A 23301-nucleotide genomic window follows, 5' to 3' on the forward strand; every position below is an offset into this window, starting at 1 on the left:
TCATTATGTTCGACATCGGTTTTACCGAATTGATGCTGCTGGCCGTCATTGGCATGGTGGTCATCGGGCCCGAGCGCTTGCCGGGAGTGGCCCGCACACTGGGGCGGACCGTCGGCAAGGCGCGGCGCTTTATGACCGGGCTGCAGAACCAGCTTGAACAGGAAGTGCGGCTGGATGAACTGAACAAAAAGATCATGGCCGAAACCAAGGGCCAGACCTTCAAGAATAACGATGACACCGGGTCCGCCGAGGCGCGACATGAAAGCGAAGATGCCGAAGTGCCGTCCATTGCCCCCAAGTCTGCGCTCGATGAAACCGCCCAGGCTGAACTGGAAGGTGATATTCAGGCCGAAGCGGCACTGAGACGCAAGGTGAGCAACGACGCAGCCGCCAGAGCTCGTGTCCAGGATGCCGGGACTCCGGAAGCCTCCAGCACCTCAGACGCCCCCAACCACTCAGACACCAGGCCCGACGATGAAGTCCGAAAACCCTGAAGATTCCACCATGCCGCTGGTCGCGCACCTGAAAGAACTGCGCGACCGCATGATGCGCTCCATCGCTGTTGTGTTTGTCGTCTTTATCGGTCTGTATTTCCTGGCTGGCGACCTCTACATGATTCTGGTCAAACCGCTGGAGGTGCTGTTGCCCGAAAGTGGTCAGCTGATCGCCACCGGTGTGACCTCGCCGTTTTTCGTGCCACTGAAACTGACCATCGTGCTGGCCGTGTTTATCTCGGTACCCTATTTGCTGCACCAGATATGGGGCTTCATAGCGCCCGCTCTGTACAAGCATGAACGCCGGGTGGCGATTCCGCTGTTTATCTCCAGTGTGCTGCTGTTCTATGCCGGGGTCAGCTTTGTGTATTTCGTGGTGCTGCCGCTGGTGTTTGGGTTCTTTACCTCGGTTGGACCGGAAAACATCAACCTGATGCCGGATATCGGCAACGTGCTCGACTTTTGTCTTAAGTTGTTCTTCGCCTTTGGCATCGCTTTTGAAATACCGATCGCCACCTTTCTTTTAGTGCGGGCGGGCATCGTCTCGGTCGATTCGTTGTCGTCGAAGCGCCCCTACATCTTCGCGGGCTGTTTTGTGATTGGCATGCTGCTCACACCGCCAGATGTCATTTCACAGACGATACTGGCGGTGCCGATGTGGCTGTTGTTTGAGCTGGGGCTGGCCTTCGCCCGGCTGATTCCGAAGGCCAAAATAGAAGAAGCGGCCGAGCTTGACTGATCAGTTCGGCCGGTCAGATTTGCTGGGGTCGTCTTCATCGACGACTTCACCCTCGATAACCCTGTGCCCCCTGTTACCCGGGCGGCGCCCGGTGGCCTGCTCCTGGCGGCGCTGGGCTTCTTCATAGGCCTTCTTAAAGCGTGAGGCGAATAGGGGCCGGCCGGTTATCTTCATCTTAACGGCGTTGATGATCGCAAGGCCAATGCCCACGGCGGCCAGCGCCAGCACCAGAAAGAGCCCGATCCAGAAAAAGAACACCAGCAGGGCGAGCCCAATGATGGCGGCGAGAATGCGCACAAACGGTGACATAGAATCTATCCTGAATGATGTATGTATTGATCGAGCCATGACGGACCTCCGTGTGGCCTCAAGCTGTACTGTCTAGTAAATGCGGTTAGCCTTTCACAAAACAACGCCGGTTTCAGGGCCAAAGGTCATAATTTGCCCGCAGTTTACGCCCTGAAGACACTGAATTCACGCCCAGACGGACACAATTACAAGAGCAACAGGGAGAAAACAGATGGCACCTTCACGTATTCGCTGGGGCATCCTTGGCGCCGGCAACATCGCCTACAAACTCGCCGATGCGGTCGCGCAGGACCCGGACAGCGAGCTGGTCTCGGTGGCCTCCAACACCCCGGGCAAGGCCGAAACCTTCGCCAGCGCGGTTGGCATCGCGGCCGACGACAGCTACCAGAGCCTGGTCGAACGACCAGACATCGATGTGGTCTACATCGCCACCACCCATAACTTTCATTACCACAACGCTGTGTTGGCGTTAAACCAAGGCAAGTCGGTACTGATCGAAAAGCCCTTTACCGTCAATGCCGACCAGGCCCGCAAACTGGCCGAACTGGCGCAATCAAAGGGGCTGTTCCTGATGGAAGCCATCTGGACCCGGTTTTTGCCCACCATGATTGAACTGAAGCAGCGACTGCAGAATAAGGCGATCGGCGAAGTTCAGCACATGAACCTGACGTTTGGCGGTTTTGCGCCCGACAAATACCGCCCGCGCCTGATCGACCCGGCCCTGGCCGGCGGCGTAACGCTCGATATGGGCATCTACCCGATCAGTTTCGTTTGTTATCTGGCGGGCGAGCTGCCGGTAGAGGTTCAGTCACTGTGCCAGTTCAGCGACACCGGCGTCGACGAACGCGCTACTTATCAGTTCCGCTTCGCCAGCGGCATGACAGCCTCCATAGTCACCAGCTTCAACCTGAAAATGAAGCAGGAGGCCATACTATACGGCAGTACCGGTTACATCGAATACCCGGATTTTCAGGCCGGCAGTGCGTTCGCCATTCACCATCATGGCGGCACCAATGAGGTCGACGACATTGCCGCCGTGCAGCTCGAGCAGTTTGAAAACGGCTTCGTCTATCAGGTGGCCGAGGTGGTGCGCTGCCTGCGTGCCGGGGAGCTGGAAAGCCCGGTGATTCCGCTTCAGGAAACGGTGGCGATTATGGCGCTGATGGATCGCATGCGGGAGCAGTGGGGCCTGCGGTATCCGTTTGAGTAAGAGCGTCCTGAGCTGGACAGTCAGGTTTCGCGGGATGATTTGAGTGGTCATAGTCCGCGACGGCTACCGGTGGTGCCTCTGCAGGGTCGGCGTGAATCCATCCATGGAGCCTAGACCGCAGCATCCCTGCTGCGGACTCCCCTGCAGAGGCACCACCGGCATCCGACGCTTACTCTTAGCTCCCGCGAAACCTAACTGTCCAACTCAGGACAGCAGCTGTATGCCAAACACGGCCATTAGCGAAATCGGCAAACTAACCAGAATAACAGCCGCAATATCGTCTTTAGGGCCATTGTAGTGGCTGGCAAGCAAGTAGCTGATCACCGCGACCGGCATACTGGCTTGCAGTAGCAGGGTTTGTTGAACCAGTGGTGATAACGGCAGGGCAAGACAGACCAGCAGGGCAGCGGTTAGGCCAATGGCGACCCGGGCGAACGACAGTCCGATGATACGGCCTATTCGGTCGAGTTGACGCACATCGATGCCCGCCAGTGATTTGCCCAGTAGCAACAGCATGATCGGTAACGTCATTCCTGACAGCAGCGACAACGTTGACAGCACAGCCTCTGGCCTTGGCGCGTCGACCAGTCGCCAGAGTACCCCGACAATCAGAGCCAGAATCGAGCCATTGAGCAGTATCGACTTCAGACTGAAGCTGCCCGACAGCAGTCCCACGCCCAGCGTGAAATGGCTGATCTGCACCACAGTCGAAATGACAACGGCATGAATCAGGGCATCCGGGCCCAGCAGGGCAAACACCAGCGGTATACCAAGGTTTCCGGTGTTGGGGTTGACCAGCATGGGCAAATAGCCGCGTATTGCCAGGCCACTGAAGTGCAATAGAGAGGCACTCAGCAGCGCACTGATCACCAGAACGCCAATAATGGCCCATAGCGTGCCAGAGAGGCTCAGCAATTCGGCGTCCATGTTCAGCAGGGCGCTCAGTATCAGCGTTGGCAGGCCGATGTGAGTGACCAGGGTGGCCAGCGAAGGCGAGTTGAGCAGGCTGGTTTTGCGCGCGAGGCCATAGCCCAGGGCGGCGCAGAACAACACGGGAATCAGGGCATTTACGTAAGCGAGTAGCACAGGCGCACCGGGTCAGGCTGGTCCGCTAGTATATCGGGCGCGATGCCGGTTCGAACAGATTCGAACTTGGCATTTTCAATTGATACGTTGTAACATCTCCTAATGCGCGCTGATAACTGCGAACCCGAACCCTGTTAAGGAAGAACACGATATGAGCTTTAAATCGACACCTGCCTTGTTTGCTCTGAGCCTGGTCGCACTGGCCACCAGTGCCCAGGCCGAAACCGAACGCCAGCTCGGTGCCCACGCCCATGGTGCAGCACAGTTAACGTTGGCAGCTGAGAATCAGACCCTGGCCGTCAGTCTCGATACGCCCGCCTATAACCTGGTGGGTTTTGAGCAGGCCCCTGCCACTGACGCCCAGCGTGACCAGGTTGCTTCAGCGCTGGCGATTCTGGCGCGGGCCGATGCCGTGCTCGATTTGCCGGTAGCGGCTCAGTGTGCTTTGACCGAACAGGTTGTTGATGCCGACACCTGGTCGGCTATTGAGGCTCACGATGATCATGCTGAAGAGCACCATGATGATCATGAAGATGACCATCACGATGAGCACGAAGAGGAACATCATGATGACCATGCCGACGAGCATCACGATGACCATGCCCATGGAGGCGACCATCATGATGAACATGAACATGAACACGAGGACAGCGCTCACTCCGACGTGCTTGTCGAATGGACCTATCGCTGCGAAAATCTCGGTGCATTAAGCACGGTCACTGTATCGGCTTTCGAGCATTTTCCCAATCTGACCGACTTGCAGGTACAGTACATCGGTAACGATTGGCAAGGTGGCGCTCAACTGACGCCGGCCAACCCCCGTCTTACCCTAAACTGATCTGCGCGGTGTGAACGCGGGGCGCCTGCGGGTGCCCTGGCAATCCGCTTACCGTTCAACAAATAGAGGCCCCCATGGCGGACGCTCTGAGCATTGAGTCCCTGGCTTTTCGCTGGCCTGGCCAGCAATACGACACCCTGAGTATCGACCGGCTGCAGTTGCCTGCCGGGTCGAGTCTGTTCGTGCGGGGCCCGAGCGGCAGCGGTAAAAGCACGCTGTTGAATCTGCTGGCTGGGGTGCTGGTGCCAACACAAGGGCTGATTCAGGTGCTGGATCAACCGTTATCGCAGCAGCCTGGCAAGGTGCGCGACCGCTTCCGGGCAGACCACACTGGTTACATCTTCCAGCAGTTCAATTTATTGCCTTATTTGTCGGTGATCGACAATGTCATGCTGCCCTGCCGGCTGTCGCGTCGTCGGCACGACAAGGCGTTGTCGGAAGCAAGCAGTTTGACCAATGCCGCGGCCGATCGTCTGACCCGGTTGAACATTCCCGACACTCTCTGGCATCAGCGCGTTTCTGCCCTGAGCGTCGGCCAGCAGCAGCGGGTTGCTGCCGCCCGGGCGCTGATGGGCCTGCCCGAACTGGTGATTGCCGATGAACCGACCTCGGCGCTCGATCAGGACAATGTGGATAACTTTATGGACGTGCTGACCGGCCAGTGCCAGGCGCTCGGCAGTGCTCTGGTGTTTGTCAGTCACGACCGCCATCTGGCACGTTGGTTCGATCAGGAGTTGGAGCTGGCACCGGAAGCTCATGCTCAGGGCGAGGCGATGGCATGAACTGGATTCGTCTGGCCCTGGCCAGCTTGTGGAACCGTCGTACCACCGCTCTGCTGACGCTGGGCATGGTGGCGCTCAGCCTGTCTTTGCTGCTGACCGTCGACCGGGTGCGTGAAGACACCCGCGCCAGCTTCTCCAACACCCTGTCGGGCACCGATCTGATTGTCGGCGGTCGTACCGGGTCATTGAATCTGCTGCTCTATTCGGTGTTCCGCATCGGTAACGCCACCAACAACATCAGCTGGGAAAGCTACTCTGATCTGCGCCGTAATTCGGCCGTAGACTGGACAGTGCCGCTGTCGCTGGGTGATTCGCACCGGGGTTATCGCGTTATCGGCACCACCACCGACTATTTCGATCACTATCAGTATGGGCGCAGCCAGGCGCTGAGCTTTCAAAGTGGCCAGCCATTCAACGATGTGTATGACGTTGTGCTAGGCGCCGAAGTGGCCGAGGTTCTGGAGTACCAGCTCGGTGACGAACTGGTGGTCGCGCATGGCCTGGGCACCACCAGTTTCGAAAACCACGACGACAAACCCTTCACCGTCGTCGGCATCCTGAACGCGACGGGCACACCGGTAGATCGCAGTGTGCATGTGCCGCTGGAAGGCATAACCGCCATGCACGTCGACTGGCAACAAGGTATTAAATTGCCGGGCTTTGAGATTTCCGCCGACGAAGCCCGTGAGATGGATCTGACTCCCGACAGCGTCACCGCTGTACTGGTGGGCATGAAATCGCGGGTGCAGACGTTTTCGTTTCAGCGGCTGATCAACCAGTACCGCGCAGAGCCACTGTCGGCGATCATCCCCGGCGCGACCTTGCAGGAGCTGTGGCAGCTGATCGGCATTGCCGAGAATGCACTGATTGCGGTGTCGTTCATGGTGGTAGTGACCGGCTTGCTGGGTATGGTGACGGTTATTCTGGCCGGACTGAACGAGCGCCGCCGGGAAATGGCCATACTGCGGGCACTGGGCGCCCGGCCCGGTCATATACTGGGTCTGTTGATGCTCGAATCCGGCCTTTATGGCGTTGCCGGGTTGCTGGCCGGTCTGTTGCTGCACTGGGGCGTTATCGCGCTCGCCAGTATTTGGGTTCAGGGCACCTACGGCATACAATTGACCCTGGCGCTGCCCTCGCCAACCCTGTTGGTGGTATTGGCAGGCTTTGTTGGTCTGGCGTTTCTGGTTGGTCTGTTGCCGGGCTGGAAGGCCTACCGGCAATCGCTGTCGGATGGTCTGACGGCCACCACCTAACTCACGCGTTTTGGATGTAACGATGACCAGTACGGTATGGAAAAACACGCTTTGGCTGGCTTTCAGCACGCTGCTACTGGCCAGTGTCGCGGTGACGGTTCAGGCGCGTGAGGCCACTGAAATCCAGTGGGACGACCTGATGCCCGCTAATTTCAGCTACAAAACCCTGCGCGAGCAGATCGATTTCAGCCAATACGACCTGAGCAGTCTCAGCGACGATGACCCCGAGGCGCAGCGGCTCTATTCCGACATGACTCAGGCGCTTGCCAATGCCCCAGTGGTTGACGCGCTGGGTGGTGCCCACATCAAGCTGGCCGGGTTTGTGGTACCGCTGGAAATGGACGGTGACTCCGTCTACAGCTTTTTGCTGGTGCCTTATTACGGCGCCTGCATTCATACCCCGCCGCCGCCTTCGAACCAGATCGTCTTCGTGCAAACCCAGGGCGGTTACGAGATGGGGCCTATGGATGAACCGGTCTACGTCAGCGGTACCCTGATGATCGAAGCCCAGCAGTCAGAGCTGGGCAGTTCCGGTTATACCCTCTATGCCGGTCGTATCGATCCGTATCTCTAGGGAGCCTCTGAGTCACTCCCCCAGGGCTCTGCGCGAGCTAAAACGTTTTGCCCAAGTGAGCGGCACCGGAGTGCCGGCCCAATCCTACGCACTTCGCAGCGCAATGGCCGTAGCCCTTGTCAAGAAGTGCCGCGCATCTACCCTTTGAATACTGAACGCGACCGCTTTATGCTGCCAGCAGCAGGGCGAGCTTGTGCCTGGAGTATTCGGCACAAGAACCCGTAAAAGGACATTGATCTTTCAACTCAATAAGGAATTTCATGAAAAGGATTCTACTTCTGCTGCTGATCATCGTGGTTGGCGGCTATGGCGCTGCGCACTGGCACGTTACCCGCACCGTTCAAAGCCAGCTTGATGAGGCGGCCCTAATGGCCGAGGGTGTTGGCCGCCTTACCTATGGCCAGATCTGGGTGTTACCGACGGGTGAAATTCGGGTTCACAATCTGGCGTTTTCGGCACACGGTCAGGGCGGCGATGTGCGCATCGAACGCGCCTCGCTGGAAACGGCGAATTTGCTCGAACTGGTGCAACTGGGCCAGACCCTTAGCAACGATGAAATACCCCAACGGCTGGCGCTCAAACTCAGCGGCATCGAACTGGATCTGGATACAATGCGGCCGCTGGTCGATAACAATGCCCAGCAACATATGCTGGCCGCCGGCTGCGGCGATGAACGCACCTATTTCAATTTCACCGACCTCGACACCATGGGCTATCGCCAGACCCGCTCCGACATGACTCTGGAGTACCGGCTCACTCCCGAACGCGATAACCTGCAGGTCGAAGGCGAATTCACCACAGAATCCATGTACCGGATGAGCACCCGCCTCGAGGTCGCGCTGGCTGATGCTCAGGGGCCCGCCGCGCTGATGGGGGCGTCCCTGAACCAGGTGCAAATACGGGTAGACGATTTGGGCTATGTGCCCGAAGTCATGTCGTTTTGTGCTCGCGAGACAGGCCTCGACATCGACACCTACAAGACCCGGCACGTCAATGCCTGGGAACAGTTGTGGCAGGAACAGGGTGTGGTATTGGCTGATAACGTGGTCGAGGCGTACGCGACCTACATTGAACAACCCGAGAGCCTGCGAGTAGAAAGTTTTGCACGGCTGAACGCCATGCAAATGATGATGGTCTCCGACCCTCAGGCGATTCTGGATCTGATTGCACCGCAAATTGTCGTCAACGACGGTCAACCTAGCCCGCTGCAGTTAACGTTGGCCTTGCCGCAACGCGTGCCCGAGCCAGACACGGCCCAATCACAACCGGAAGCGCCTCAGGCTGAACCTGAACGGCCCGCCCCTGAGCCAGCACAGACTGAACAATCCCCCCGGGTCATTGAAGTGCCGGTCTCCGATCTGGCCGACTGGCTGAATACGGATATGGTCATTAACCTGGCCGATGGCCGTGAGTTTCGCGGTGAAATTGAAAGCCTGAGCAACGATGAAGTGCAGTTCAAGCAATCGGTCTTTGGCGGCACCATGGTGATGCCGGTAGCGCGGGACACCATTCGCCGGGTTCGGGTAATCAACCCCTGACGGGTTTCCTGCGGTAATCCGTTCGGACTCAGTCGCGCTGACACAGCGCGACTGACAATCGCATAACGCGCTTTCCGGCAATCAGAATGACGCAAAAAGCGATGGGCCAGGCGACCACATAAGCCTCTGCCCAGCGGCCCAGAAAGCCATCGCCGATGCCGGTGTTCAATGCCGTAATCAACGCCGTCATAATGGTGACCATAAGCACCGACATCAAAAATGCCTGCACGATGGGCTGATAACGTTTTGAGAACATGGCCTGCCACCTTTGTATTAGTTGTGCCTAATATTATAGCCGGGTTGGAGGTGAAGGTTAACCCGCTTTAATTACCCGTACCCGAAACGACCGGCCTTTGATTCGCCCCCGGCCCAGCTTGTCCAGCGCGCGTTTTTTGGCGGCCCGCGCCACGGCGACGTAGGTGCTTTGGTCGTAAACGGAAATCTTCCCAACCTCGGTGCCATCAATGCCCTGCTCGCCGGTCAGCGCACCCAGCACGTCACCGGGGCGGACTTTCTGTTTTTTGCCACCGTCGATCTGCAGCGTAACCATCGGTGCCGGCTGCGGCCGAAAATGCGCGTGCACGGCAGGTGGCAGCGCTTCCGGTTCGAGCGTGGTATTCAGGTACCCTTCGAGTGCAGCCAGCCGGTGGCCTTCCCGGTCACTGAACAGGGTGCAGGCAATGCCCTGGCTGCCCGCACGACCGGTACGGCCAATCCGGTGCACGTGCACTTCCGGGTCCAGCGCCATGCGAAAATTGATCACCGCATCGAGCGCATCGATATCGAGCCCGCGTGCAGCAACATCGGTTGCTACCAATACCGAGACACTTTTGTTGGCAAAAGTCACCAGTGATTCATCGCGCTGGCGCTGATCCAAATCCCCGTTCAGGGCGATGGCGCTGTGGCCAGCGGCACTCAGGGCATCGGCAACGTCCAGGGTTTCCGCCCGGGTATTACAGAACACCACCGCACTGGTCGGCTGGTGATGCGCCAGCAGACGCAGCAGAGCGTCGAGCCGGTCGTCATCATTACCAACACGAAACAGACTCTGGGTAATGCTGGTGCTGTCGTGCCGGGCTTCGACTTTCACCATCACCGGTTTGACCATAATGTGGTCAGCCAGCTGCTTGATCTGATCGGGAAAGGTCGCGCTGAACAACAGCGTTTGCCGCTGTGTCGGAACCGATTCCAGAATCGACTCCAGCACCGGCTGGAACCCCATATCGAGCATCCGATCGGCTTCGTCGAGCACCAGAGTGTTCACGTTTTCTAGTTCCAGGGTGCCCTTGCGGACATGCTCTTCAATACGACCGGGTGTGCCCACAATGATGTGCGCCCCGTGTTCAAGCGACCCAATTTGCGGGCCAAACGGCATGCCGCCGCAGAGCGTGAGTATCTTGATGTTATGAATGCCCCGCGCCAGAGTGCGCAATTCCTTCGCCACCTGATCGGCCAGTTCCCGGGTCGGGCACAGCACCAGGGTCTGAATGCGAAAACGTTTAACATCCAGCTTGTTCAACACGCCCAAACCAAAAGCGGCCGTCTTGCCAGACCCGGTTTTACCCTGTCCAATCACATCCTTCCCGGCCAGAATATCGGGCAGGCTGCTGGCTTGGATCGGCGTCATTTGATGGTATTCGAGCGATGCCAGAGTGCTCAGCAGATCGGGGTTTAACGGCAGGGATGAAAAGTCAGTTTGGCTCACAATCGGGTCTCTTGGTCGGCTACCTCGGGTAGCCCGGGGCAAATGGGCGCGCATTGTACGCTTTGTGATCAGTGAGCCCAAGTGGTATTGGATAGCCGGAGGTTATTTCGGTAGGAGTTGCCATGTTGCCAGGAGTTCGTGCCAGCCACCGGGTAGGCCTTTCCGGGGTCGTGCGGGATGCCGCCCACTCAACCCATCCATGGGGCCTAGACCGCATGATATGAATCCCCTCCATGGGATTCACCCTTCGGGCTCGCTGCGCTCATGCTAAAACGCTCCCGGCGTTTTAGTCCCTGTTGCGGACTACCCCGGAAAGGCCTACCCGGCAGCTGTCACTTGAGCTGGTGTCAACCAAATCATGTGTTGCAATCCTCTGTAAGCTCGAAGCTACCCTCAACTCCGGTCTTTTATTCGAATCGGTGTAATTGTCAGGGCCTCATCGTCATTGTTCAGGTAGAGCACGCCTTCGGTAATGCTGCACTGAAACGTCATCGAGCGCTCGAACCAGCCGGTCAGGGCATCCAGGTCTTCTTCTGAGAATTCCCAGATTTCAAGTTCAGGCAGTCGCGCCAGGGCCGCTTTGTTCTGGGCGAGCCAGAGGGGCACGGTGCGGCCGCCGTAGGTGTAGAGTTTTACCGCTTTGGCCTGGGCGCTGGCTTTGCGCAGCCATTTCTCATCCGGCTGACCAAAGGCCACCCAGAGGGTGATGTCGCCGGTTAAATCGCGCTCTGCCAGTTCCGGTTCGCCTTCATCACTCAGGCCTTTTGAGAACGTCAGGGTCTCGGAGGCGTTGAGCATGAACGCCAGCAGCCGCACCATAATGCGGTTCGGGGTTTCGGACGGGTGTTGTGCCAGGCTGAAGGCATGTTCCTGATAATAGCCCCGGTCCATATCGGAAATGTTTAGCCGCGCTTTCAGCACGGTGGCTTTGAGTGCCATGGTGGTGGTGCTCGTATTGGGTGAGGCGTGGGAGTGTACTGCAGCGGCGTTGGTGAACAAAGTGGTGCATCCCAGGGATGCAAAGCCCGGCAGCCGCAATGGCTGCCGGGATACTGCCGGAGAGCGCTGTGTCAGGCCGCCTGCCTGACTTGATCAGCGCTCCCCACCTTAGGCGCTAGGAGGCCCGGCTTTCTGCCCCCCTGGACTTCGCGCCTGTTGCTCCGGCCTTTGCTGTTGCTTTTCCTGACGGATAGCCTGCTTGGGCTCCCTCCAGGTCAGCGGTGCTTCGGACGACTGCTGTCCCAGGCCGATGTCTTTCTGCAAGTGACTATTCAGGTGCTCGGCGATATAGCGCTCGGCGCGTTTTTCCTGCAACCAGCGGTTCAACTCACGGCGCTGGTTAATACGGTTCATCAGTTTGGTGATCATGGTCACTCTCCAGTTTTTCTTGATCGCATTGTTGAGATGCAAGCACTGGGAGCTGTGGCAGAAAGTGCGGGGTGTTGGTGTTAGGAGGGGTTATTAAAAACACAATCCTTGTTATACAACGAGCCGCAGGTTTCATCCACGGCTCGCAAGGCTTGTGTCCTTAGTCGAATCGCGGGTGCAACAGCACATTACCGGTGACCGCAGGGGTCACAGTACGGGAGGTGCACAGTTGGCGCATAGTTAGAATGGTCTTCATGGCGTGCCTCCGTAGGTTGTTGCCGCGTGGGCAGATTCGAATTAAGGGTTTGCTAATGAAACGTTGCGTTTCATTAGGTGCAAGATTACTCGAACGGTGACCCTCGCTCAACCCTAAACTTTCAAGGTCTAAAGAATTCACAAGTCTTATGACTTAACATCGAACAATCAGGCGCTGTCGTCACCCAGACCATCAGCCAGGTAATCGTCTTTCAGTTTGGTGTAATTGGCCGCGCTGTATTTAAAGAAGCGTTGCTCTTTGTCGGTTAATGGCCGTACCTGGCGCGCCGGTGATCCCATATACACATAGCCTGAGGCCAGCGTTTTGCCGGGCGGTACCAGCGTACCGGCACCGATCACCACCTGGTCTTCAACCACGGCACCATCCAGCACCGTCGCGCCGATGCCAATTAATACCTCATTGCCGATGGTGCAGCCATGCAAGCACGCTTGGTGGCCAATGGTGACATCGTTGCCAATGGTCAGCGGCCAACCATCCGGGTTGAAATCGCTGGCGTGGGTAATGTGCAGGACCGCACCATCCTGAACCGAGGTGCGCGCACCAATACGAATGCGGTGCATGTCGCCGCGCACCACGGCGCCAGGCCAAACCGAGACATCATCGCCGAGTTCAACATCACCCAGAACCATGGCCCGAACGTCGATAAACACGCGTTGTCCAAAGTGCGGGGTGTGCCCGCGAAAACTGTGAATGGCCATAATGCTTGCTCCCGAGGGTTTCTTTGGTCAGCATTGTGGCAAGAATTCACTCAGGTTGCATCGATATGCTCAAGCTCTCAGATTTCTGGCGGAACCGGGTGGAAGAAATGGCGGCCATCGATTTGGGCTCCAATTCCTTCCACATGATTGTTGCGCGCCTTGAAAAGGGAGAACTGAAGGTACTCGACCGCATCAAGGAGCCGGTGCGGCTGGGCTTTGGCTTGAGTGCCGATGGCAAACTGGATGACCTGTCGCAACGCCGCGCGCTGGAATGCCTGGCCCGTTTCGGTCAGCGCATCAGTCACCTGCCCCCTCATGCTGTTCGCGCAGTAGGCACTCGAACGCTGCGTAAGGCGGCAAATGCCGGGCCTTTTCTGGCCAAGGCTGAAACTGCGCTCGGCCACTCTATTGATGTAGTGTCCGGGGCTGAAGAAGCCCGTTTGATTTACCAGGGCGTCGCCCAGGGGCTCGATGATGAGCTGGACCGTCGGTTAGTCGTCGACATTGGCGGTGGCAGTACCGAAGTGATTGTTGGCGAACAATTTCAGCCGCTGCTGCTCGACAGCCTGGGCATGGGTTGCGTGGCCATCATGCGGGACTTTTTTGACGACGGGCAGCTCAGCAAGAAGTCGGTTAAAAAAGCCATCACCTTCTGCCTGCAGAAAATTGAACCGGTGCACGATGGTTTTCAGCGCATCGGCTGGCAACGGGCCATTGGCTGTTCGGGCAGTATCAAGTCCATCTCTAAAGTGGCCGAAGCCATGACCGGAAACCCGGTCATTACCCGAACGCTCTTGAACGACCTGTGTGATCAGGCTGGCCAGAGCAAAAACGTTGACGACTTTAACCCCAATGGTCTCACGTCTGATCGCAAACCGGTGTTTCTGGGCGGGTTGATTGTGTTGCGCGCCGTGTTCGAAGGGCTGGGGCTGGAAACCATGGAGGCCTCGCCCTGGGCGTTACGCGAAGGCCTGCTTTATGACCTGATTGGCCGCTACGACCATGAAGACGTGCGCAGCCGGGGCGTGCAACACCTGGCACAACGCTTTCACACCGATGACCAACAAGCCAAGCGGGTGGCTGATACGGCGCTGCGTTTTTTCAACGACAACCTTGCGGCTCTGGGGCTAACCCAGGCCGAGCCCTGGTCGAATTACTTGCGCTGGGCGGCGCAAGTCTCAGAAGTCGGGCTCGACATCTCGCACAACCAGTTTCACAAGCACAGTGGTTACATCGTCGCCAATTGTGATTTGGCCGGGTTCAGCCACGAGGAGCAACAGCGACTCACCTTTCTGGTGCGTCACCACCGCAAAAAACCCGACCTCAACAAACTCACCGAACTGGGTGAAGACGATCAGACACTGATACCCATGCTGCTGGTGATATTCCGACTGGCAACCGTACTGCATCGCGCTCGAACCGGCAGTACTTCCGAGGGGGTAACGTTGCGCATCGACGGTGAACAGATACTGCTTTCGGCACGCAGCGACTGGTGGGACAACCACGGCCTCACCCAGGCGGACCTGGAACAGGAAGCTCAGTATTTGAGTAAGTTGGGGTTTGGGTTGTTGTTGCAGCAGTCGTTGACAGAATAGGAAGTTAGCTGTGAGCTGTGAGCTGTGAGTGTCCGGTGGTCATAGTGATCACCGGCCACAGCATGAACTTAAGTTCAGGACTTCTTAACAAACTGCGTCAAAATGACGATTTGCTGGCCGTTGACCCGGCCTTCGATGTGCTCGGCGTTGTCTGCCACCAGTGAGATTCCCCGAACGGCCGTGCCGCGCTTGGCAGTGAAGTTTGCGCCTTTTACGGTGAGGTCTTTGATTAGGGTTACCGTATCGCCAGCACTCAGCACCACGCCATTGCTGTCCCGGTGAATGACTTTGTCGTCATCACTGAGGTGGTCTCCGGTGGCTTGCGCCCAGGCCAGGGTTTCATCGTCCAGATACAGCATATCGAGTAAATCTTTAGGCCAGCCCTCGGCGATCAGCCGGTGCAACAGTCGCCACGCCATCACCTGAACCGGCGGCTCCTGGCTCCACATGCTGTCGTTCAGGCAGCGCCAGTGGTTGGCGTCCAATTGGTCCGGGTGTTCAATCTGGTTCCGACAAGTGGCACACACCAACAGGGTGGTATCCAGGCTTTCCAGTGTGTTGGGTGGCACGGCGTAAACCGAGAGCGAATCGCTGGCTTTGCACAGCTCGCACTGGACGCCACTGCGTGTTTCCAGCTGAGTTAAAATCGACATCGACGTAGAGGCCCGCAGAAAATGAGCGCGCAGTTTAGCGCATCGTTGGCGCAATGCAGAATCCCTGATTAAATGGGCTTAATGATCCAACAGCGAATGCCCTATGCCAAACGACATCCTGATACGGTCCGCCCAACCCGACGATGCCCTTGCTATCGCGCAGCTCTACAACCCTTATATTCGAGACACCATCATCACCTTTGAAGAAGCCGAGGTTACCGCCCACGACATTCTGCAACGGATGCAGGCGGTAGACGAATCAGGGTTATTCTGGCGAGTGGCCGAGCACCAGGGTGAGCTGGCCGGTTACGCCTATGCAACCGCCTGGCGGCCGCGTCATGCGTATCGGTTTTCGGTGGAAGTAACGGCTTACGTCAGCCTGGCGTATCAGGGTAAAGGGGTCGGGTCCCAGCTTTATAGTGACCTGCTGCCTGCGCTCAGAGAGCGAGGCATCCACAGCGCCATGGGCGGTATTGCGCTGCCCAACGAGGCCAGCATTGCCCTGCATGAGAAATTTGGTTTTAAGAAAGTGGCGCACTTCGAAGCGGTCGGTCTCAAATTCGACCGCTGGATTGATGTAGGTTACTGGCAGTTATTGCTGTAAATGAGTTGCGGAGCGGTTAGCTTCCATAGAGTGGCGCTAGCATCAAACCAAGGCTGGCAAGGTAACCGGCAGCCCAAACCAGACTGCGCACCGTGGCAATGTTGGCTACATAGAGGCCGATGTAGGCGATGCGCGAGGCAATAAACAGCACCGCAAGCACTCCGGCGACCGTTGAGCCGGCTGCAAACACCTCCGCCACAATCACCCCGGCCGCAAACATCGGAAACGCCTCAATGGTGTTCTGGTGCGCCGCCAACCCCCGGGCACCGGCACCGGTCAATGATGCCTGCTGCGCCCGTGGGTGCTGATTATCGTAGCCGCCCTGCATTCGAGCCATCGCTCGCATGGCCGGTGCTTTTGAAAGAATGACCAGCAAGGCTGCGATGAACAGGCACCAGAGTGGCAACGACATAACGTACTCCCGAACGAAGTGATGACAGGGTTACGGTTTGTCCGGTGTTTAAGATGAGTCGCGGCATCAAACAAGTTCATGAACACCGTACACGATTCCGCCAGGCTCATCAGGGCACGCTAAACACCTCCGTACCGGGGTAAAAGGTATACCAGGCAAACCAGAACGCCACCAGGCTGGGTAAAGGCTTGCCTTCCCACTCAATACTGGCACTGCGATGGGTAGCGTTCCAGATGACGGTAAAGGGCTGGCCCCCTACTTCGTCGTCAAAATGGTCGTTCCCGGCTTTTGCCAATTCCTCGTAAGGGTAAGCCTTGTGCTCGCCATTAAAACTGACACCCATCACCCACTCTTTTGCATGCCAGGGCCCGGGCGCCTGGTTGGAGACTGGGAACAGCGTCGTGGGTGATTGCTCATAGCCTGCATAGGGGTCGCGCAAATAGTCGCGGCGGAAGCCGGTATCCCGGCTGAGCACTTGAGTGCCGGGATGTTCTTCCCGCCAGGCTTGCCAGGTAGTGTGTTTAACCGGCATTGCCGTTAGCTGTTGCCCCATCTCTTGCCCGGAGACGGCGGTCGAGAGTATTTGCGACCAGAGGCTTTCGGTTTCGCGGTCGTACAGCAACACATCACTCTCGTAGAGCAAGCCGGAAACCCCAAAGGAACGTGTCTGCCCATTAATCTCGGCATCGAACACCATGCCGGTGTTGCACAGCGGGCAAAACGTTACCACCACCGGCTGCCCGGCCACCACATCGTTGACGATTTCGTGCCAGTTCAGAATGGCCACTGGGTAAGCCCTAGCCTCGCCGTTAAGCGAAAATCCCAGCACTCGGCTGGTGGGTTCCAGCCAGGTGGCGTCATCGGCCTCATCGAACGTTGGATTGTCGATCGCGGGTATTCCATCACGCGGCGGGCCGCCCTGACGAATTTTGGCTACGGGAATCGACGCCTCGGAGACATCAAACCCATTCAGGGTTTCAGCCCGGGCTGGCACCAGGGTGAGAAACATTAGGAAGACAAGCAGACTGCTTAAGGCTTTAACGGTCATAGCCGGCTCTCAGGGTTGGGCGTTTGGAGTAATAGTCGGTTCGGCTGGCTAAAACTTACGACATTCGTATCCTTACTCAGGCCAACAAAGCGGCCAGGAACGCATCCGCTCAAATGAAGTTTCAGCTATTGACCCCCTTACCAAGGGTGTCAAAAAAACGCCCCTCACCGATTGCAAAAAATATATACAGGTAGACTCGTAAGGGCATGAGCGTTTGAATCCTTCTACAATTGAACGCTGCCTGAATAAATACCAGTAAATGCGGCGATAACTCACGAAAAGTTTCGAAAACCAACTCCTGTATCTCGATCTTTCTTGTCAAAATATTGTCTAATCACGCCAGGATCTCAATAACACCCCCGTAAAATTGGAACGCTGCGTTGCCTTGTCGGAAAATTTTACATACTCTGCGCTGACGTATGTCAATAAACCGTAAGGAGTTCCGGTTGATGAATAACAATAAATGGATCGCTCAGGGCCTCACCCTGATGTCGCTGATAATCTTGCAAGGTTGTGGCCCAAGTGGTGGTGGCGGTTCGAATGAAGCTCCCAAAATCCTCGATGTTCAAACCTACGTGCATGCGCACTACGAACATGAATCAGACAGTAACCTGACCATGATGGCTTACATACATGTGGAAGACGAGAACGGTATTGACGACATCGACCATGCCCGTGTGACTTTTCCAGACGGCTCATATTACATGCTTTGGGCCAATGGCAGTCTGTTTGAACGTAATGGCGGATATTACATGCGTGGTTACTTCTACATGCCTTCAACAGGTGCTGCAGGTGAGAATTCCTTTGCAATGCACGGGTATAAAATAGAGCTGGTCGACAAAGCGGAAGCATCTACCTCAAGGATATTTTCAGTAACTCGAGAGGGCGGTGCTACTGTATCAACCGGTAGTCGCATCGTTCATCCTGATAGTTACGATGTGAGCCTCCAAAAAGCGATACCGGCTTTCACCTTACCCGTTGTACATGCGGTCACGATATACAATGACGGGGTTTTGATTGATGCTGAAATAACGGATAGTCGTGCTGGCGAGATACAATTTGATTTCCTCGATCAGGACGAGAATTGGTTCGCTTCCAGGCTGGAACTAGATACAACGCTGATGACAATTCCCGGCCGGCAAGTATATTCCGTACCTGCGAGCCTTCTCGAATTTGAAGAAGGCTATGACTTAGCAGACATTAGCTTTGTTGGCGCATCGACCTTTGATCCGGGAAGGACAGATGAAAGCCCTATGAAAAATTGGAGCTGGCTTGGCAGCTCATCTCAGCTTTATACAGTTACCGGAGTAGATTTCAGAAATGAACCTTTGTCCAGCACTGAAGGCGACAATACAGGCGTAATAATGGATAGCCTGATACAGGGGATCTCCTTTTCAACGACTTCTAATGTTGCTGGCGTTACTAATGAAAAGGGCGAGTTTAGCTATAACGACGGTGACTACATTACCTTTTCTCTAGGGTCGTTAGTATTGCCTGAAATACAGGCGAAACCTGTCATCACATTATTGGATATTTTTGAAACCAACAATATTCATACAACCGAAGTAACTAATCTGGCGAGGCTGGTTCAGACGCTGGATGATGATGGGAGCTATGATTCACTCATAACCATTCCCAATGATCATGTTTCAGTACTAACAGCTCAAGATTTAACCCTAGAAGATTTGTCCACAGATAGATCAGGATTTGATTCTGTTGCCTCCATTTCAGACATGCTTTTTAACCTTTCAGGTATATCTGAACTGGTCTCACAGGAAGCAGCGCTTCAGCATTTTTCGAATACATTATCGACTTCAGACATTATTGATACTGACGGTGATGGAAACTCAAATTTTATTGACGAAGACGATGACAATGACGGTGTGCTTGATATTGACGATGCTTTCGCCTGGGATTCAACTGAGTCGGAAGACTATGACGGTGATGGCATAGGTGATAATTCTGATCCTGACGTAGATAATGATGGTGTTTTAAACACAGAAGATGATTGGTTGTCAGAACTCCGTGAATTTCCATCGATGCCTGTAGTCACTGATGCTACTATTTCGCCTGAATTAGGGCTTTTCTTCGCTACTCATAAAGAGAATAAATCAGTTTCAGTAATCAATATTAGCAATATGACACTCGAGAAAGAATTCAACTTCTCTCGTATGCCAAATAGACTATTTCTCTCTGAAGACAACGAAAAATTGTACATAACGTTAATGGATAGAGAGTTCAGTTACTCTGTGGGTGAAGGGGAGGAGTCGGGAGCAATTGCCATCATCAACCTCTCTAATTTGACTGTGGAGAGTACTTTGCCTGTATCGATAGATCCTTACGATGTGGTTGCGAACAATGAGGGTGATGTTTTCATTTCTTCCGGGTCTGATCAACATACTCAGATTCAAAGATATGACTCAGTAACAAATATCCTCATGGATTCGGCGTCTATCTATTATCAAACAAATCTTGAAATATCCTCAGATCAACTAACGATATATGCAGCAGACACTAAAACTAGTCCGAGTGACATAGAAGCTTTTGATATAGCCGGTGACGAGATAACATTGTTGGGCGACTCCCCCTATCATGGCGATCATCGGATGAATGGTGACGTCTGGATCACACCAGATGACACCTATCTAATGACTCGTGGTGGTGACCTTTTCAATGCCCCTGAAATGACGTTTGTTCAGGGAGTTACGCCAACCGGTGTCGCGGTAGACGCAGTTGGTATGGATGCCTCCAGCAATCGGGTTATTGTTGTACAGTCTAACGGTAGAGTGAAAGAAGTGTCTCTTAACCCACTGTCCTTCGTAAAAGAATGGACAGTATATGGAGAGCCTACCGAGGTTGAGCTGGATAATGAGTATATCTACTACTTATCAGTAGGTGAGCATGGGCTTCGTCTAGCGGTGGACCCTGCTCCCTAGTGCCTGTCTGATTGGCTGTATATCAGGCTCGAATGCGATGTGTAGCATTTGGGTTTGATATTATTTCTGATTGGGGTTCTTGGAAAGTTAAGAGGAATACTGGTGAAAGCTTTCTCAAAAATATACATTTCAGGAGCAGCCGTAATGGTCGTCAGTCTCCTTTTAGCTGGCTGTGCCACGACATTGAGCGAGGATAATACACTAATCTCGTTTGAAGCGAACTCCAGTCCGAGTGCTTTTGTTGAGCGCGATTGGAAACTACTTGTCCCTCAGTTAACTGACGCTATACGAAATAACAATGTGGATCTCGTATCGAATTTCATGGCTCCCTGCCTGAATATTGAAGGCCCTAACATCGACTTTGAACGAAGATGTTCGAAGTATTACAGCCAAGTCATAGTGCTGGATGAGGCTTTCTCAGAGAGTCTGAAGGCATGGGTAAAAGCGGAACCCAACAACGTTCACGCCAATCTTTTTGAAAGCTATAGACTGAACACCGAGGGTTGGGTCATTCGCGGTCATGGCACTTCAAATAGGGTGCATCCCAGGCACATGGCCCAATATCAGGAAAAGCTACTTCAATCAGCTGGGTACGCCTCGAGAGCCATTGAACTCAATCCGGGTATTCCATTTGGTTACGAGGCCGCCATTGATGCCTACGGCTCAATGGGTCGTGCATTCGCACAGAGCAGAGATGCGATAGTTGACCGCTCTCTGACAGAGGTTCCCTGGAGTTATCTGGTCGCTTCAACTCGAATATCACGCAGCCAGCCGCGATGGGGAGGTTCTTACGACGCTATGGAAGCGATAGCCAGTGAATACGAGGCATACTACCCACGACCTGAAGGAAAAGACCTGAGTGTTTTGGAAGCCCAGATTCTGACTATCAAAGCCAGAGACTGGAAAGACGGGTACGAGGTGGAACAGGACTATGTTCTCGCCGATTTAGCTTTAAATATTGCGAGAATATCCGGCTATGACAGGGGCTATGTGCTAATGAATCTCGCGGGTGTGTACGCGGCAACTGATCGGGGTGACCAAGCGAAAGAGCTCATGCAGCAAGCACTAGAGAAAGACCCGTATAGCGAATCCTCTTTGAGCGGGTTCATGTGCCTGTGTAACAATATGGATTCTGAAACTGCAATCAGAACCACAGAGCGATATTTGGATCGTTTTCCAGTTGCCTATGAGGGCTGGCTTGAATTGGGTATTTTAAGAACCCTTTATACAGGCGATTTCCAGAGTGGACTGGATGCATACGAGACAGCACGTTCTATGCGGCCTTATGAGCCGGAGCTTGTTAGGCGAATCAATGTTTCTCGCGGTCGGCTCGGTCTGGAAAAAATTGATACTGAGACCGTTGATCATCAAAAAGGGCTGCTGATTTATGCATACAACAACTTTGCCCATGTGGAGGCCATTAAATCGCAGGTAAAACAGCAACTCGGGCCACAATATGGCGTCATCGAACGCCAGGTATTTGAGCAGAGAGTCGACGACTACTTTCAGCTTGATACCTTTGACCAGCATCTTCGGCAGCAACTGGATATCGCGGATTTAACGCTTGATGATTGGCAATACATAGCCCAGCTAGTGGCAATCGAGTCAAATATTTCTGATCTATCCAGAACGAGAATAGAAGAGTTCCTTGGAGATATTGAAACACCTGAAAGGCAAGCTTTGGTGCAAGTAATAAACCAGGCGCTCGGGAGGACAAGTCAGGCTATGGTTGATCATTTTTTGGAAGAATACAACTCAAGAACAGGTGTCTCGAGCTAACAGTTAACCAGACACCCATCGTTACATTGTGTAATTGTCAGGGGAGTTTACATACCCATATCCGGCATGCCCGGGGGTGGCTCCCTTCAGTGGCAACCATACACCTAACTTACACCGCAACCTTTTGACAGGAAGCGCCAGGCTTCTACACTCGTGACCATTCAGTAGCCAGTGTTACAGACTAACTAACTATCGATCGTTCACGCGTTGGTTAACGCTGTTCTTTCACCGTTATTCGACTGGCTAGGAAACGTTCTTTTTTCGATCGGGCGTGGATCGCTCATTGCACCATTGAAATCACTTCCCAAATCAAAAGGAGCAATGCATGGTTGAAAAACACGATTTATTGCATGAGTTTCCAGAATACCGTGATCAGATTCATGATTTGAAAATGAATGATCGACACTTTGCCAAGTTGTTTGAAGAATATACTGACGTGGAGCATGAGGTCCACGGCATTGAAAGTGGCAGCGAGTTTGTGAACGATGATTATCTTGAAGAGCGCAAGAAGCAACGGCTGCACTTGAAGGATCAGTTGTATCAAATGCTGAAAGCCAACGCAGGTTAGGCAGTGGTACTAAGGGTTATCCGTAGGCTGTCCTGCTCAGGGTGACTGTGGCAAACTGGTTGCCTGATCTGTGTAACAGAGAGCCCCAATGCCTGAACCAACGCCGATGCAAAGGTTGCTAAATACGCTCCCGCAAACCGGCCGGGTGGAGTGGATCGGTGTCCGCCCCGCCCGTGATCAGGCCATGTTGATACTCGATCGTGCCATGGTGAGCCCGGGTAAAGGCCTGGCAGGTGATCGATTCAGTGGCCGTGAAACCAGCAAACGGCAAGTGACGCTGATACAACACGAACATCTGAGCGTGATTGCCTCATGCTTGCATCGGGAGTCTATTGGCCCCGAGGTATTCCGCCGCAACCTGGTGGTGTCTGGCCTGAACTTGTTGGCCCTGAAAGATAAAACCTTTCGAATCGGTGACGTTGTGTTGGAATACACCGGCTTGTGTCACCCGTGCAGTAAGATGGAAAAAGCCCTCGGTCCCGGTACCTACAATGCAATGCGCGGACACGGAGGCATCACTACCCGAGTCTTACAAGGCGGTGAACTCGCACTCGGAAGTCTCGTGCAGGCGTGTCTGTGAGCTCTAAGGGCCAACCGGCCTTGCAGGACGTGTTGCCCGACATCCGGGATGGTCTGACCCGCACGGATCGTATCGTTTTGGCTGTGCTCGAACAGACCCAGAAAGAATGCCGGAACCGTAATGTGCCCACCGCCATGCTGTATGGCCGTGTTCTGGAGTATGTGCAAATCAGTGAAGCAGACCTGATCCACACAATGCATCGTCTGGGCGTTCAATCCCGCACTCGCCAGTGAGCAATGGCACCACAACACA

The 23301-nt window shown here is 54.8% G+C and carries 25 protein-coding genes; 15 read left to right on the forward strand and 10 right to left on the reverse strand.

From position 1 onward, the window contains the following. Positions 1–5 precede the first annotated feature (5 nt). Positions 6–494: a Sec-independent protein translocase protein TatB gene (gene tatB, locus ABJT94_RS19885; protein ID WP_348474929.1), complete on the forward strand. Its 489-nt coding sequence runs from the start codon at positions 6–8 to the stop codon at positions 492–494. Next, positions 475–1233 carry a twin-arginine translocase subunit TatC gene (gene tatC / locus ABJT94_RS19890; protein WP_348474928.1) on the forward strand — a complete coding sequence of 253 codons (759 nt, stop codon included), beginning with the start codon at positions 475–477 and terminating at the stop codon, positions 1231–1233. Before tatB ends, tatC begins: the two co-directional genes overlap by 20 nt. On the opposite strand, the gene ABJT94_RS19895 is transcribed toward tatC, so the two are convergent. Next, complete coding sequence (locus ABJT94_RS19895) at positions 1234–1542, reverse strand: hypothetical protein (protein WP_348474927.1); 309 nt, start codon at positions 1540–1542, stop codon at positions 1234–1236. Positions 1543–1753: 211 nt separating this feature from the next. On the opposite strand from ABJT94_RS19895, the gene ABJT94_RS19900 reads away from it, so the two are divergent. Beyond that, the gene (locus tag ABJT94_RS19900) at positions 1754–2752 is read left to right on the forward strand and encodes a Gfo/Idh/MocA family oxidoreductase (RefSeq protein WP_348474926.1); all 999 of its coding nucleotides are present in this window, start codon (positions 1754–1756) and stop codon (positions 2750–2752) included. Positions 2753–2956: 204 nt separating this feature from the next. Here the strand turns inward: ABJT94_RS19900 and ABJT94_RS19905 are convergent, their stop codons facing one another. Beyond that, positions 2957–3838 carry an AEC family transporter gene (locus tag ABJT94_RS19905; protein WP_348474925.1) on the reverse strand — a complete coding sequence of 294 codons (882 nt, stop codon included), beginning with the start codon at positions 3836–3838 and terminating at the stop codon, positions 2957–2959. 151 nt (positions 3839–3989) lie between these two features. Between ABJT94_RS19905 and ABJT94_RS19910 the strand changes: the two genes are divergently transcribed. The 5 genes from ABJT94_RS19910 (at position 3990) to ABJT94_RS19930 (ending at position 8826) form a co-directional block, all read left to right on the forward strand. Continuing rightward, positions 3990–4676: a DUF2796 domain-containing protein gene (locus tag ABJT94_RS19910; protein ID WP_348474924.1), complete on the forward strand. Its 687-nt coding sequence runs from the start codon at positions 3990–3992 to the stop codon at positions 4674–4676. 74 nt (positions 4677–4750) lie between these two features. Further along, a complete protein-coding gene (locus tag ABJT94_RS19915; protein ID WP_348474923.1) occupies positions 4751–5458 on the forward strand; it encodes an ABC transporter ATP-binding protein in 708 nt (235 codons plus the stop codon). Further along, positions 5455–6714 carry an ABC transporter permease gene (locus ABJT94_RS19920; RefSeq protein WP_348474922.1) on the forward strand — a complete coding sequence of 420 codons (1260 nt, stop codon included), beginning with the start codon at positions 5455–5457 and terminating at the stop codon, positions 6712–6714. The genes ABJT94_RS19915 and ABJT94_RS19920 overlap by 4 nt, the downstream gene beginning before the upstream one ends. A gap of 22 nt (positions 6715–6736) precedes the next feature. Then, positions 6737–7288: a DUF3299 domain-containing protein gene (locus ABJT94_RS19925; RefSeq protein WP_348474921.1), complete on the forward strand. Its 552-nt coding sequence runs from the start codon at positions 6737–6739 to the stop codon at positions 7286–7288. 260 nt (positions 7289–7548) lie between these two features. Then, entirely contained in the window at positions 7549–8826 is a 1278-nt protein-coding gene (locus ABJT94_RS19930; RefSeq protein ID WP_348474920.1) for a hypothetical protein, read from the forward strand. Between the two features lie 28 nt (positions 8827–8854). On the opposite strand, the gene ABJT94_RS19935 is transcribed toward ABJT94_RS19930, so the two are convergent. From ABJT94_RS19935 to ABJT94_RS19955, 5 genes are all read right to left on the reverse strand, one after another. After that, positions 8855–9082 (reverse strand): DUF2798 domain-containing protein, encoded by a 228-nt coding sequence (locus ABJT94_RS19935; RefSeq protein WP_348474919.1) that lies wholly within the window; start codon positions 9080–9082, stop codon positions 8855–8857. Between the two features lie 57 nt (positions 9083–9139). Next, a complete protein-coding gene (gene dbpA, locus ABJT94_RS19940; protein WP_348474918.1) occupies positions 9140–10531 on the reverse strand; it encodes an ATP-dependent RNA helicase DbpA in 1392 nt (463 codons plus the stop codon). Between the two features lie 393 nt (positions 10532–10924). Continuing rightward, a complete protein-coding gene (locus ABJT94_RS19945; protein WP_348474917.1) occupies positions 10925–11470 on the reverse strand; it encodes a YaeQ family protein in 546 nt (181 codons plus the stop codon). A 168-nt stretch (positions 11471–11638) separates the two neighbouring features. Then, positions 11639–11899, reverse strand: a complete 261-nt coding sequence (locus tag ABJT94_RS19950) for a hypothetical protein (RefSeq protein ID WP_348474916.1) — start codon at positions 11897–11899, stop codon at positions 11639–11641. Positions 11900–12322: 423 nt separating this feature from the next. Next, positions 12323–12874 (reverse strand): gamma carbonic anhydrase family protein, encoded by a 552-nt coding sequence (locus ABJT94_RS19955; protein ID WP_348474915.1) that lies wholly within the window; start codon positions 12872–12874, stop codon positions 12323–12325. Between the two features lie 65 nt (positions 12875–12939). Between ABJT94_RS19955 and ABJT94_RS19960 the strand changes: the two genes are divergently transcribed. After that, the gene (locus ABJT94_RS19960; protein ID WP_348474914.1) at positions 12940–14469 is read left to right on the forward strand and encodes a Ppx/GppA phosphatase family protein; all 1530 of its coding nucleotides are present in this window, start codon (positions 12940–12942) and stop codon (positions 14467–14469) included. Between the two features lie 74 nt (positions 14470–14543). On the opposite strand, the gene ABJT94_RS19965 is transcribed toward ABJT94_RS19960, so the two are convergent. Further along, a complete protein-coding gene (locus tag ABJT94_RS19965) occupies positions 14544–15122 on the reverse strand; it encodes a PhnA domain-containing protein (protein ID WP_348474913.1) in 579 nt (192 codons plus the stop codon). 103 nt (positions 15123–15225) lie between these two features. Here ABJT94_RS19965 and ABJT94_RS19970 point away from each other — a divergent pair, with 103 nt between their 5' ends. Then, positions 15226–15726 carry an N-acetyltransferase family protein gene (locus ABJT94_RS19970; protein WP_348474912.1) on the forward strand — a complete coding sequence of 167 codons (501 nt, stop codon included), beginning with the start codon at positions 15226–15228 and terminating at the stop codon, positions 15724–15726. 16 nt (positions 15727–15742) lie between these two features. Here ABJT94_RS19970 and ABJT94_RS19975 read toward each other — a convergent pair whose 3' ends face one another. Both ABJT94_RS19975 and ABJT94_RS19980 read right to left on the reverse strand, forming a co-directional pair. Next, positions 15743–16138, reverse strand: a complete 396-nt coding sequence (locus ABJT94_RS19975) for an MAPEG family protein (RefSeq protein ID WP_348474911.1) — start codon at positions 16136–16138, stop codon at positions 15743–15745. A gap of 109 nt (positions 16139–16247) precedes the next feature. Beyond that, positions 16248–17186, reverse strand: a complete 939-nt coding sequence (locus ABJT94_RS19980; protein ID WP_348474910.1) for a DUF3179 domain-containing protein — start codon at positions 17184–17186, stop codon at positions 16248–16250. Positions 17187–17635: 449 nt separating this feature from the next. Between ABJT94_RS19980 and ABJT94_RS19985 the strand changes: the two genes are divergently transcribed. The 5 genes from ABJT94_RS19985 (at position 17636) to ABJT94_RS20005 (ending at position 23282) form a co-directional block, all read left to right on the forward strand. Next, positions 17636–20122 (forward strand): hypothetical protein, encoded by a 2487-nt coding sequence (locus ABJT94_RS19985; RefSeq protein ID WP_348483107.1) that lies wholly within the window; start codon positions 17636–17638, stop codon positions 20120–20122. 102 nt (positions 20123–20224) lie between these two features. Further along, positions 20225–21901, forward strand: coding sequence for a hypothetical protein (locus tag ABJT94_RS19990; protein ID WP_348477811.1), 1677 nt, complete (start codon positions 20225–20227; stop codon positions 21899–21901). 325 nt (positions 21902–22226) lie between these two features. Next, positions 22227–22469, forward strand: a complete 243-nt coding sequence (locus ABJT94_RS19995) for a YdcH family protein (protein WP_348477810.1) — start codon at positions 22227–22229, stop codon at positions 22467–22469. Between the two features lie 88 nt (positions 22470–22557). Continuing rightward, complete coding sequence (locus ABJT94_RS20000; protein ID WP_348477809.1) at positions 22558–23049, forward strand: MOSC domain-containing protein; 492 nt, start codon at positions 22558–22560, stop codon at positions 23047–23049. Beyond that, positions 23046–23282 (forward strand): hypothetical protein, encoded by a 237-nt coding sequence (locus tag ABJT94_RS20005; protein WP_348477808.1) that lies wholly within the window; start codon positions 23046–23048, stop codon positions 23280–23282. The genes ABJT94_RS20000 and ABJT94_RS20005 overlap by 4 nt, the downstream gene beginning before the upstream one ends. Positions 23283–23301: the final 19 nt, after the last annotated feature.

The sequence above is a fragment of the Saccharospirillum sp. genome (genome assembly GCF_039982735.1).
Lineage (GTDB): Bacteria > Pseudomonadota > Gammaproteobacteria > Pseudomonadales > Natronospirillaceae > Saccharospirillum.